This window comes from Burkholderia arboris (genome assembly GCF_038723655.1).
Taxonomy (GTDB): Bacteria; Pseudomonadota; Gammaproteobacteria; order Burkholderiales; family Burkholderiaceae; genus Burkholderia; species Burkholderia arboris.
The window spans coordinates 2,398,260-2,410,985 of sequence record NZ_CP109822.1; the positions used below are offsets into that span (position 1 = coordinate 2,398,260).

At 65.7% G+C, this 12,726-nt stretch carries 7 protein-coding genes; 5 read left to right on the plus strand and 2 right to left on the minus strand.

The genetic code is table 11. The features are described from left to right. Positions 1-9 precede the first annotated feature (9 nt). The 4 genes from pbpC to OHZ10_RS28005 all read left to right on the plus strand — a co-directional run bounded on the left by pbpC (position 10) and on the right by OHZ10_RS28005 (position 7,746). Positions 10-2,265 carry a penicillin-binding protein 1C gene (gene pbpC / locus OHZ10_RS27990; RefSeq protein ID WP_342705019.1) on the plus strand — a complete coding sequence of 752 codons (2,256 nt, stop codon included), beginning with the start codon at positions 10-12 and terminating at the stop codon, positions 2,263-2,265. 259 nt (positions 2,266-2,524) lie between these two features. Then, a complete protein-coding gene (locus OHZ10_RS27995) occupies positions 2,525-3,214 on the plus strand; it encodes a hypothetical protein (protein ID WP_342705020.1) in 690 nt (229 codons plus the stop codon). A gap of 380 nt (positions 3,215-3,594) precedes the next feature. Continuing rightward, positions 3,595-6,798, plus strand: coding sequence for an ATP-binding protein (locus OHZ10_RS28000; RefSeq protein WP_342705021.1), 3,204 nt, complete (start codon positions 3,595-3,597; stop codon positions 6,796-6,798). 3 nt (positions 6,799-6,801) lie between these two features. Further along, positions 6,802-7,746, plus strand: a complete 945-nt coding sequence (locus OHZ10_RS28005) for a hypothetical protein (protein WP_342705022.1) — start codon at positions 6,802-6,804, stop codon at positions 7,744-7,746. Between the two features lie 104 nt (positions 7,747-7,850). On the opposite strand, the gene OHZ10_RS28010 is transcribed toward OHZ10_RS28005, so the two are convergent. Further along, positions 7,851-9,098, minus strand: a complete 1,248-nt coding sequence (locus OHZ10_RS28010; protein ID WP_059240303.1) for a multidrug effflux MFS transporter — start codon at positions 9,096-9,098, stop codon at positions 7,851-7,853. Positions 9,099-9,404: 306 nt separating this feature from the next. Then, on the minus strand, positions 9,405-10,301 hold the full coding sequence (locus OHZ10_RS28015) for a glutamate/aspartate ABC transporter substrate-binding protein (RefSeq protein ID WP_174991228.1): 897 nt from the start codon (positions 10,299-10,301) through the stop codon (positions 9,405-9,407). A gap of 422 nt (positions 10,302-10,723) precedes the next feature. Here OHZ10_RS28015 and OHZ10_RS28020 point away from each other — a divergent pair, with 422 nt between their 5' ends. Next, positions 10,724-12,358 (plus strand): S8 family peptidase, encoded by a 1,635-nt coding sequence (locus OHZ10_RS28020; RefSeq protein WP_059240298.1) that lies wholly within the window; start codon positions 10,724-10,726, stop codon positions 12,356-12,358. The last annotated feature ends 368 nt before the right edge of the window (positions 12,359-12,726 follow it).

A 12,726-nucleotide genomic window follows, 5' to 3' on the forward strand; every position in this document is an offset into this window, starting at 1 on the left:
GAGTCAGTGATGATCGATCTGGCATTGCCGCGGCCGGCGCGTTTCGCCGGCCGCCTGTTCGTCGCCGTCGTGCTGGCCGCGCCGCTGGTCGCGCATGCGTTGCCCGGCTACGACGACGTGCGCCGCAACTGGCGCAGCTCCGACTGGGTGCTGCTCGCGCGCGACGGTACGCCGCTGCAACGTACGCGCGTCGACCTCACCGAACGGCGCGGCGACTGGGTGTCGCTCGCTGATGTATCGCCCGCGTTTCGCGAGGCGATCGTCGTGTCCGAGGACAAGCGCTTCTACGAACACAGCGGCGTCGACTGGCGCGGGATCGCCGGCGCCGCATGGGGCAACCTGTGGAACGAGCGCACGCGCGGCGCATCGACCGTCACGATGCAGCTCGCCGGGCTGCTCAGCGATTCGCCGCGCCGCTCGGGCCAGCGTTCGCTGCCGCAGAAGGCCACGCAGGCGATGAACGCGCTGCTGCTCGAACGCGGCTGGCGCAAAGACCAGATCCTCGAGGCCTACCTGAACCTGGTGCCGTTCCGCGGCGAGACGGTCGGGCTCGGCGCACTGTCGCAGGTGCTGTTCGGCAAGGCGCCGTCGGGCCTCGACGCGCGCGAAGCCGCGATCGCGGCGGCACTCGTGCGCGCGCCCAACGCAGCACCCGCGAAAATCGCCGAGCGTGCGTGCCGGATCCTGCGCGACATGCACGCCGAGCAGGCGTGCGCATCGCTCGACGGCTATGTGCAGCTCATCGTCGCGCGCCCGGCCAACGCGGTGCGCGACGACGGCGCCGCCCTCGCCCCGCATTTCGCGCGGCGCATCGCGGCCGAGGTCAAGCCGGCGGCCGGCGCGCAGGTGCGCACGACACTCGATGCGCCGCTGCAACGCTTCGCGCGCGACACGCTGGTGCGCGCGCTGACCGAACTCAACGCGCCCGCGCACCGGCGCAACGTGCAGGACGGTGCGGTCGTCGTGATCGACAACGCGACCGGCGAGATTCGCGCGTGGGTCGGATCGTCGGGGGCCTTGTCGAGCGCGCGCGACGTCGATGCCGTGCTCGCGCCGCGCCAGGCCGGCTCGACGCTCAAACCGTTCCTCTATGCGCAGGCGCTCGACGAGAAACGGCTGACGGCCGCGTCGCTGCTCGACGACGCGCCGATCAACCTCGCCGCCGGCGGCGGGCTGTACATTCCGCAGAACTACGACAAGGATTTCAAGGGCTGGGTAAGCGTGCGCAGCGCGCTCGGCGGCTCGCTGAACGTACCGGCCGTGCGCACGCTCGTGCTCGTCACGCCGCACCGCTTCGCGCGCACGCTGACCGCGCTCGGCCTGCCGCTCGCGCAGGAAGGCGATTACTACGGCTTCAGCCTCGCGCTCGGCAGTGCGGACGTCACGCTGCTGTCGCTGACCAATGCGTATCGCGCGCTCGCGAACGGCGGTGTCGCGCGCCAGGTCGTCGACCTGCCGGCCGCTGCACCGGCACCGGCACCGGCGTCCGGCGCGTCGGCACCGGCGCGTGCGCGTGCAGACGGCGGCACGCGCGTGTTCAGCGAGGCAGCCAGCTTCGTCGTCACCGACATCCTGTCCGACAACAACGCGCGCGTCCGCACGTTCGGCTTCGACAACCCGCTCGCGACGCGCTTTTTCTCGGCGGTGAAGACCGGCACGAGCAAGGACATGCGCGACAACTGGACCGTCGGTTTCACGTCGCGCTATACGGTCGGCGTATGGGTCGGCAATGCGGACGGCTCGCCGATGTGGGACGTGTCGGGCGTCACGGGCGCGTCGCCCGTGTGGTCGGCCGTCGTCGGCTACCTGCACCGCGACCTGCCGAGCCGAGCGCCGCGCGCGCCGGCCGGCGTCGAGACGCGCCGCATCGCGTTCGAACGCGACATCGAGCCGGCGCGCAACGAGTGGTTCCTCGCCGGGACGGCGGTCGACACGATCCGGCTCGCGGCGCCCGTCACGCCGGGCAAGGACGGCGCGCGTGCGCCGCTGACGATCGGCGCGCCGACCGACGGCACGATCTTCGCAATCGACCCGGACATTCCGCCGAAGAACCAGCGCATCTGGTTCGAGCGCTCGGCCGGACGCGCGACGAAGTTCGCGTGGCGGCTCGACGACAAGGTGATCGGGCATGCCGACCGTATCGCTTGGCTGCCGTGGCCGGGCCGGCACCGGCTCGAACTCGTCGATGCGCGCGGCAACGTCGCGGATACGATCAGCTTCGAGGTGCGCGGCGCGTTCGCGAAAGCGGCCGCGCGCAAGCCCTGAGCGGGCAAGCCGGCCTGACTGGCCGGCCTGCCTGTCGTTTGGAGGGTATGTCGGAAACGGCGCGCCGGCTCGCTCGTGGACGGCACGTTCTCCGGTCGTTTTGATCGTCCCGCGACACAACCCATCGCGAAGGGGACTGAAGGTTTCCGGCGGAGCCGGCAAACGGGCATGCAGCCCGCAGATCCGGAATCTAGAATGTGAACAGCGCCGCGTCCCCGGGCGCATCTCAGCTGCTTCCCTCTCCCGGAGACCAGCGACCATGAACATCCGCCCGATGCGCTTCACCCGCCCCGCGCTGGGCGTCTTGTGCGTTGCAACGCTCGCCGCCCTCCAGGCGTGCAACGGCGATGCCTGCTTCGGCGTCGACGCGTGCTTCAACAACAACACGCAAACCGTCGCGCTGTCGGGCACGGTCGCGACGGGCGACCCGCTCGCCAGCGCGCAGGTGACGGTCAGTTGCGCGGCAGGCTCGGCGACGACGCTGACGGACGGCGGCGGCAACTATCGTGTGACGGTCAACGCCACGCTGCCGTGCGTCATCACCGTGGCGTCGGGCGGCACGAGCCTGCATTCGCTCGCCTATGCGGGCGGCACCTTCAATACGACGCCCGAGACCGAGCTGATGCTGGTCTATCTCGCCGCGCAGCTCGGCACGAACACGGCCGGGCTGATCGGCAATTTCCAGGGCAGCCTGCACGATCAGCAGGTGATGAACGATCCGAGCGCGGTCCAGGCCGCACAATCGGCCGTGGTATCGAACCTGCAGCAGCGCTATGCGGTCACGCTCGCGGCGCCGGCGTTCCTGACGACGTCGTTCGTGGTCGGGCAACCGGGTGTCGACAGCGACCTCGTCGCGCTGACCAAGGCCGGCGCGATCGATTCGAACGGGCAGCCGGATCCGGCTGCCGTATCGTTACTGGCGCAGGCCGGCGCCGCGCATCCGCTGTAAGACCCGACTTGATCGCGGACGATCTCGCGGATATTTCAGATTCATCGCCGCTGTAACTGCCAATCGGCGGGAATTCATCCGGGAATCCCGTTCACTGCGCCAGATCGATGCATGCCGCCGCGATTTAAATGGGTCACGTATCCGGCTTATTTTCATTCAAAATCCGATCGCCGGTCTCCGATTGACTGAAATGATCGACATCGAGCATATCCGCCTTATTTTTTCTTGAATTGAAATAAAAGGCGGTTTGCCACCATTTCCTAAACAATCAGCGTTAGACCACACATTTCCCATCCGACGAACAATTGGGTAGAGTGCCCACCATCTGACGACGCAGGCACTTCATTCGCCTCACGTAGCGCAATACCCTTCCGAGTCACATGAATACGAAAGCAAAGATTCTAAATTACTGGCGCGCCACTGAAATCTTCAATCCGCAATCCGTTCCCGATATTGATCTGAAACCCGGCAAGCGAACGAAGCAGACAGACAGGGTTACGCCGGAAGACAATCTCGCGCCCTGGCAACCCGGATTCAAGCGCCTTCCGGCCGCGGAGGAGGACAGTGTATGGCGCCACGACATCTACGGCGGTGTCTATCTGGTTCGGCGTGTACGCGAATTTCTCGAATCGATCTTCGGGAAGGATCCGCAATCATTCGACTCGCGGCTGGACAGTCTTTCCGCATGCTTCCTGATTCGTGTCGATCATGACGGGCGTCCGCTCTTCGACACGTTCGTCGTGTCCGCATGCGCGTGGGCATGGGGACGCACGATCACACTGGGCCCGGATTCGCCGGGCTGGCTCAATGGATTCGAGCTATTCGCCGATGACTTTCTGATCAAGTTGCGCCAGATGTTCGCCGTTCCTGACGACGACGAGGAAGGTAAGGCGCTACTCGCGCAGAAAATCGACGTCGGGCGCAAGCTGACGTTGGGCGACGTCGACGCCATCACCGAATTGCTGTTCAAGGAGATCGGTCTGACGAAAGAGGTGCCGGACGAGCGTGCCCGCATCCAGTCGCGACAAGTCGCGACGAGCAAGGAATATCAGGTCGACCGCGCCGACTTCCTGAACAGCTTCTTTGTCGACGACCTGAAGCGGGTCGCCGACGCCTTCGAGCGGAACGACACGGGAGCCGCTTTATCGTCCTACCTGAGCCCGGATAGCGAGATTGACAACGCAGCACGCAACGACACACGGCAATCGGTCGATGCGATGTACGACGCCCTGTCGCCCGACCGCTACCCGTCCGGGCGCTGGCCGGCGAACGGACACCACCCGCTGGTCTTCAGTCAGCAGTTCGCGATCAATCGGATGACTCGCGAACTGGACGGCGGCGCCGGCATATTCAGTGTCAACGGACCGCCCGGCACGGGCAAGACCACCTTGCTCCGCGATCTCGTCGCGCACATCGTCGTCGAACGGGCTGAAAAGCTTGCTTCGCTGCGCAGACCGGAAGACGCGTTCAACGGTATCGACGGCTGGGGATCCGACAATCGTCAGCGAACCATCCATTTATGGAAGCCGGAGTTCTCGGGCTTCGAGATCGTGGTGGCCTCCGCCAACAACGGCGCGGTCGAAAACATCACCCTCGAACTACCGGGAGCCGATGCGATTGACGACATCTGGAAACCGAGCATCAACTATTTCCCGGATCTCGCCGCGCGCGCGCTCGGTGACGACAAGCCGGTATGGGGCTTGCTGGCGGCCCGTCTCGGCAACAAGACGAACCGGATGGCGTTCCTTCGCGATGTCTGGTGGGATGAAAAAAAGGACGAGCGTCGATCGAACGACGAACCGGCGAGCGAAAAAGGGCTGCCGGGCCTGCTGACCTGGCTCGGCGATCACGCCAGACGCCGGCCGTCGATATGGCGCGAGTCGGTCGAGCGCTTCCGACGAGCCTGTTCCGATGAATCGAAACTGCGGACACAGCGCGAAGACTGGGCCCGGCAAGCCGACCTGCTTCATGCCGCGCGGTCGCGCCTGGGTGCGCTGCGCGCACTTGCACGGGACCGCAATCAGGCAACAGCGAACGCGGCAAACGCGCACGAAGTCGCACGAACACGTCATACGGCAGCGATCGAACGGGCAAGACAGGCGCATGCTCAAAAAATCGATCACCTGCATGCCCGCCCGGGCTTCATCGAGAATTTGTTCAGCTTCGGTCGCGCGCACCGGGACTGGCGAATCAGATTTCTCGCATGCGTCGATACCGAAAAACAGGCCGGCGATGCGATGGACGCCGCCGCCGGCATCGTGGATCAGGCCAATGTCGCGCGCCAAGGCGCGGAACAACTCGAACGCGAGGCTCACGCCGAAATCACGCTGCTGGCGGACGACATCACGCGACTCGATGCCGGGCTCGTCCACGCACGCGCGATCCTGGGCGACCATTTCGTTGATCGCGATTGCACGGACCACAACCGCGAACTGTCGTCGCCTTGGACCGACCGGGCCTGGAATGACGCCCGGGCGAAGGTGTTTCTTGAAGCGCTGAATCTGCATCAGGCGTTCGCAGCCGAAAACGCCCATATCTTCCGGTCCAATCTCTTCGGCATGGTCGACATCCTGCAAGGTTCCGTACCGGGAGGCGTATCCCGCCAAGCCGTGAAATCCGCGTGGCAAACGCTTTTCACCGTGGTGCCGGTCATATCCAGCACGTTCGCTTCGTTCGGTCGCCTATTCACCAATCTTCAACGCGAGGAAATTGGCTGGCTGTTGATCGACGAAGCCGGACAAGGGCTGCCGCAGGCCGCCGTGGGTGCGCTCTGGCGTGCCAGGCGGGCCGTCGTGGTCGGCGATCCGCTTCAGCTCGAGCCGATCCTGCCACTGCCGTTCACCTCGCAACAGGCGTTGCGCACCCGCTTCGGTGTCGATGCGACGTGGACGCCCGGCCGCCAGTCGATCCAGCGACTCGCCGACCGGATCTCGACGGTCGGCACCTATCTTCCCGATCACGAAGGCAACGCGCTCTGGGTCAGCGCCCCGCTTCGGGTTCATCGTCGCTGCGACTCCGCCATGTTCAATGTCGCCAACAAAATCGCGTACAACGGGATGATGGTATTCGGCACCGTCACGCGTGCGAAACTTGCTCTTCCCGACACGACTTGGATTCATGTCGAGGGACGCGACGCGCATGGGCACTGGATCCCCGACGAGGGGCGTGTCGTCGCCACGATTCTCGACGACATTCATGCGCACGACGACGTCTCCGGAACGATCTACGTCATCTCCCCGTTCCGGGAGGTGACACAAGGTTTGCAAGACACGCTCGGCAATCGATACGGGAATGTCAAGATCGGCACGATCCATACGGTGCAGGGCAAGGAATCGGATGTCGTCCTGCTCGTACTGGGCGGCCATCCGGAGCGCCACGGCGCGAAAGCATGGGCATCGGAGAAGCCGAACCTGCTCAACGTCGCAGTCAGCCGCGCCAAACGCATACTCTATGTGATAGGCAATCGCGACGCGTGGCGAGACTATCCGTTTTTCAGCGAATGCGCAGTCACGCTCGAACATCGGACGACGTGGCCGGGCGTCGCCCGGCACGGCACCACGATACTGCTGTGCGACGAGGCATAACGAATGGACAACGTGATGGAACGTGCCACGCATCGTGCCGAATCAAGCGATACGATCGACGCCGACACCTATTTCCAATGGCTCCGACTCGCAGGCACGGCACGTGACGCCGGCACCGACGTCATCGGCGCACTGCGCTCGGCGGGCACACCGAAAGCCGATGCGGACGCCATCGCATGCGGCCTCACCCTGCCCGACGGCATACGTTCCGCACCGGCCGTTGCCACACCTATCGTGTCCGACGGGCTTCCCGACCACGGGATCGTCGAACGCCGCAGCATCACGCAGCGGGATAGGCGCGCTTCATCGCGTGTCGGATACGGACGCCGGATCGCCGCCGGCGCGGCAGTCATTGCCCTCGTAGCCGGCGCGACCCTCGCGCTGATCCATCGCCCGTCCACACGGCCCGCGGAAGCACCCGGCCGGCCCGCCGGCCAGCGGCACGCGGCAACGACCATCGAAAGCCACCCGGCACCGATCGCACTTCAGCAGCGCGACAGCGGCCGCCCCGAGCGATCGGAGTCGCCGCCGACGCTCACGGAGCGCGCGCGATCGCAATCTCGCCCCACACCGCTCAAGCAAACGGTCAATGCGCCCGTGCTCGATACGCGGCCACCGATGCAAATGGAGGCGCCTCGTCCGGAATCCTGTCCGCCGGGAGTCGATCGTCTCGGGTGTCCGGGCGCGTCGCGCCAGACTGAGCACGAATCGCCGTGCCCCAACGGCCTCAGCCGCATCGGATCGTCATGCGTGCCGGCTGCCATACCGCAGCACGCGCACGCGATTCCAACCGGTTTCGGATGGGAATGCGACGCCGGCTTCATTCAGACCGGTGGAAGCTGCGCACGACTGCGCGTGCCACCCAACGCGCATGTCGATTTCACCGGGCGCTCGTGGGAATGCGATTCGGGTTATGAACGTGTCGGCGAAAGCTGTCGTCCATCGTGACCATGCATACGTCCCGGTCGTGACATCACGACCGCACAACGCAGCCTTGGCAGGCATGCGCGCATAGCGTCATGCATTCAGTGGCGGCGCCACCTTCCGGCCTGCTACGCCGCTTCCCCGCTCCCGCACACGACGGGCGCGGCCTGCTGCTGCGACAGGTACCGCAACAGCTTCGTCACCATCCATACGACGATGAACGACAACGCGACGAAGAACACCGCGAGCGGCGTCAGCACGTGAATCGACACGAACCCGGCCAGCCCCATCATCGCGGACGACACGAGCAGCAGCGCGCAACCGAGGATCGCGCTCGTCAGGCCGGCGATATGCGGAAACAGCGAATTGCCCTTGGCCATCAGCGTCGGGTACATCGCGCCCGCGCAGAAACCCATCACGAGCACCGGCGTCGCGAGCGTCCACACGCGCAGGCCGACGGTCAGCGCCAGCACCAGCATCGCGACCGATGCGCCGGCCATCACGCGCGCGCCGATGCGCAGCCGCTGCTCGGCGCTGGGCAGCCCGCGGCCGTGAATCCGGTTCGACAGGCCGCCGAGGAAATACATGAGCCCGATCCCGAGCGCGAGATAGCCGAAGAAGGTTGGCGGCTTGTGCAGCGTGGTCTGCACCATGAACGGCCCGACGATGTTGAACACGAGCAGGATGCTGTAGCACAGCCCCTGCGCGAGGAAGCAGCTCTGGAACACCGGGCTCGCGAGCACCTTGCCCGCATTCGTCATCAGCGTGCGCGGCTCGAGATGCACCGGCTTCGGCAAGGTTTCACGGTAGTGCCACAGCAGCGCCCACATCGCCAGCGAGTACACCAGCAGGAACACGAGGCACGCGCGCCAGCCGAACCATTCCTGCAGGTGCGCGCCGATCACCGGCGCGATGATCGGTGCGAGCCCCCACGCGATCGACATGTACGTGAACGCATGCATCAGCGCCTGGCCCGAGAACGAATCGGTGATGATCGCCTTCGCGAGCAGGTTGGTGGTCGCGATCCCGAAGCCCTGCAGGCAGCGCGCGAGCACGAACGTTTCCAGGTTCGGCGCGCCGAGCGACAGCACGCAGCCGATCGTGTAGATCACGAGCCCGAACGCGAGCACCCGCTTGCGCCCGTATGCGTCGGCGATCGGCCCGAAGATCAGCTGGCCGAGCGCATAGGCCGCCATGTAGCCGGACACGCTCGACTGGATCGCCTGCGGCGTGGTCGCGAACGACCGGGCCATGTCGGGCAGCGCCGGCACGTAGATGTCGATCGCAAGCTGGCCGGCGGACGAAAACAGGCAGATCAGGAACAGCAGGAAGCGCGGCGAATTCGACTCGCGCGCGGGAGTGGACGTGGCGTTCATGACGACTGGGAAGGATCTCGGGCAGCAGTGTCGCACCGTCAATGTTCGAATTGCGAACATGCGTGCGATCGTGGCGAATTCCGTATTGTGCCTGTTGTTGCATCAGGCGACAGGATTCCCCTGGCGCAGGCGAGGTTGAATGCCGATTGCGGCACATCCTGAAAGACGCTAGCCGGGATGCATCCGTCATCGTGACGGCCCGGCGCCACGCGCGCCGAACCTCGCCGCCCGACGCGTTTCGCGTCAGTCGCCCTTCCCGTCCGACCCGCCGGCACGCGCCGGCGGTTGTTCACCGTGACGGCCGGATCAGTACTGCGCCTGGTCCGTCGGATTCTTGAACAGCTGCTTCATCTCCGGCGACAGCGGATAGTTGAGGCTCACGCCCTTCGGCGGAATCGGTTGCGTGAACCACCGGTCGTAAAGCTTCTCGGCCGCGCCCGACGTCTGCATCTTCGCGATCACGCCGTCGACCACCTGCTTGAACGCGGGATCGTCCCTGCGCATCATGCACGCGTAGTTTTCGTGGACGAGCGGCGTGCCCGTGACTGAATACGCGCCCGGGTTGCGGTCCTTCGCGATCTCGCCGTACAGCAGCGGCTCGTCCATCACGAATGCCACCGCGCGCCCGGTCGTGACGTTCATGAACGCTTCGGCGTGATCCTTCGCGCTGATGATCGTCATGTTCATCCCTTTCTCTTCGTTGAGCTTGCGCAGCAGGCGCTCGTCCGACGTGCCGGCCGTCGTCGCGACCGTCTTGCCGGCCAGGTCCGTGAAGTCCTTCACGCCCGAATCCTTGCGCGTGCTGAAGCGGATGCCATACAAAAAGATGCTGTTCGAGAACGCGGCCTGCTTCTGCCGTTCGAGCGTGTTCGTCGTCGATCCGCATTCGAAGTCGATCGTCCCGTTCTGCAGCAGCGGAATCCGGTTCTGCGACGTGATCGGAATTTCCTTCACCGCGAGGTTCGGCAGGTTCAGGTCCGTCTTCAACTGATCGATGATGCGCGCCGCGATGTCCCGCGAATAGCCGATGTTCTTCTGCTGATTGTCCGAATACGAGAACGGCACCGACGACTCGCGAATGCCCAGCGACACGATGCCCGTGTCCTTGATCTTCTTCAGCGTACCGGTAAGGGCCTCGGCGTGCGCGGCGCCTGCCAGCGCACAGGACAGCGCGACGGCCAGCCAACGGAAACGGCGATCCATGCTTGTCTCCTGACGAAACGTTGAGCGAAGCACGATCGTACGCCCGACAATATTCGCGTCACATCAGGGGAAGCGTAAACAACCTTCCACCGCGGCCGGATCCTGAAAGATGTTTTCCGTACCGCGCAAACCGGCCCGCGCGGCACGTTTCACCCGACCGGGCCGCGCGCCGGCTCGACCCCACCTTCTGTGCCGGCCGTTCCAAACGCGCGTTCATGCTGCGAAGCAGCAACGTAATCGTTTGCGCCAACCCCTGTTTTTCTCGTGAAACCTGCTCAAGAAGCCGTCGCGCACGCCGTTACCCAGTGCATGGCGCGTCGCAGCAACCTTGCTGCAACCGTCAGACAAAAACGACAAGGTCCGGGTCAGCCGGACCAGCGCCACCGCCGGCACGACGGTTATCTACGAGGATCGAGTTTCACATGAGAGCCAAACGTTTCAATTTTGCGCTGGCGCGCTCCGCACACGCGCGCATGCTCGCCGGCATGCTATCCGCCGCCGCCCTCCTGCCTCTCGCCGGTTGCGGCGGTGGAGGCGGCGACGGCAGCAACCCGTCTTCCTCCAACGCGGCGCCCGCACCGGCGCCCGCGCCCGCCCCGACGACCCCGCCCGCCTCGACCGGCAGCAATGCATGCACCACGCAGCAGGCTGCCGTGCAGATGGCCGCACAGGCCGCGCCCGTCGAGCCGCCGGTCGATCACATCATCGTCAAGCTGAAGACGCTGACCGCCACGCGTGCGATGGCCGCCATCGACAACGGCACGCGCCTCGACGCGGTGATCCAGCGGTCGATGACGCGCTGGACGGCGCCGGTCGCCGGCAGTGCACGCGCCTATGCGAGCACCGTGGCGCAGGCGCCGGTCAACGTACAGGTCGAACGGACGATCTCGAACGGCGCGGCCGTGCTGTCGCTCGGCCAGCGCATGGCGTCCACCGACGCCGCCGCGCTCGCGCAGGCGTTCGCAGCCGACGGCGATGTCGATTACGCAGAACCGGATCATCCGATGCAGATCCGCGACACGCCGAGCGACCCGCTCTACAGCCAGCAGTGGTATCTGTCCGACCCGACCGCCGGCATCGACCTGCCGCCCGCCTGGAACGTGACCAAGGGTTCGCCGACCGTCGTCACGGCGGTGCTCGACACCGGATACCGGCCGCACGCCGACATCGTCGGCAACCTGCTGCCCGGCTACAGCTTCATCACCAACGTCAACACCAGCAACAACGGCCTGTCGCGCGGCCCTGACGCAACCGATCCGGGCGACTGGGTCACGCAGCAGGAACTGAGCAACGCGAGCGGCCCGTACTATCAATGCGAGAGCCAGCCGAGCGACAGCAGCTGGCACGGCACGCGCGTGATGGGCGTGATCGGCGCGACCGCCAACAACGGCACCGGCATCGCCGGCGTGTCGTGGCTCGGCCGGATCCTGCCGGTGCGCGTGCTCGGCAAGTGCGGCGGCGTGACGAGCGACATCGCCGACGGGATGCGCTGGGCAGCCGGCATCCCCGTGAACGGCGTACCGACGAACCCGACGCCGGCCAAGGTCATCAACCTGAGCCTCGGCGGTGTCGGCGCATGCAGCACGACGTTCCAGCAGGCGATCGACGACGTGACCGCGAAGGGCGTGACCGTGGTCGTCGCGGCCGGCAACGACGGCCTGTCGACCGGGCTCGACCAGCCCGCGAACTGCCGCGGCGTGATCAGTGTCGGCGCGACCGACGCGACCGGCCGACGCGCATCGTTCAGCAACTTCGGCGCCGATGTGTCGCTGAGCGCGCCGGGCGTCAACATCCTGTCGACGTCGAACACCGGCACGACGACGCCGGGCTCGGACACCTACGGCCTCGCGAACGGCACCAGCCTCGCGACGCCGCAAGTGACGGGCGTCGCCGCACTGATGCTGTCGGTGAACGGCAACCTCACGCCCGCGCAGATCCAGCAGAAGCTGCAAGGCGGCACGCGTGCGGCGAAACTGGCAGCGGGCACGTCGTGCACCGCGATGCCTGCGGGCTCGGGCATCCTCGATGCAGGCGCCGCCGTGGCAGCAGCCCACTGACGCCGGTACGCCGCGTCGACTCGGCCGCGCGCATGCCAACCTGGCCTGCGCGCGGCCGTTTCTTCGTTGGCGCAACGGCGCGCCGGCGAGCGCGCATCGGCCCGGTTACGCTTCTCGAAATAACACCTGACAAAAGGGTTGACGCTTCGCACAGCGAGCCATTACCATCGCTCCCGTCTAATTACATGGAGTGTTCTGTGAACACCGATGCGAGTTGTAGTTGGTGCTTGGCCAACTTGACTGCTGCCTGAGGAAAACGCGCAGAGCCTCGTCTTCTGCCGCATCCCGGGAAGCAGGATGCGGCGTCCTTCCGGCCTGAATACTGGCCCGATCTCCCGCCGAATTTTTCGATGTTGTCGAATGCACGC

Coding starts and splice junctions, on each gene's coding strand:
- OHZ10_RS28000 (WP_342705021.1), top strand. CDS start 3,595: ATGAATACGAAAGCAAAGATTCTAAATTACTGGCGCGCCACTGAAATC.
- pbpC (WP_342705019.1), top strand. CDS start 10: ATGATCGATCTGGCATTGCCGCGGCCGGCGCGTTTCGCCGGCCGCCTG.
- OHZ10_RS28005 (WP_342705022.1), top strand. CDS start 6,802: ATGGACAACGTGATGGAACGTGCCACGCATCGTGCCGAATCAAGCGAT.
- OHZ10_RS28020 (WP_059240298.1), top strand. CDS start 10,724: ATGAGAGCCAAACGTTTCAATTTTGCGCTGGCGCGCTCCGCACACGCG.
- OHZ10_RS28010 (WP_059240303.1), bottom strand. CDS start 9,098: ATGAACGCCACGTCCACTCCCGCGCGCGAGTCGAATTCGCCGCGCTTC.
- OHZ10_RS27995 (WP_342705020.1), top strand. CDS start 2,525: ATGAACATCCGCCCGATGCGCTTCACCCGCCCCGCGCTGGGCGTCTTG.
- OHZ10_RS28015 (WP_174991228.1), bottom strand. CDS start 10,301: ATGGATCGCCGTTTCCGTTGGCTGGCCGTCGCGCTGTCCTGTGCGCTG.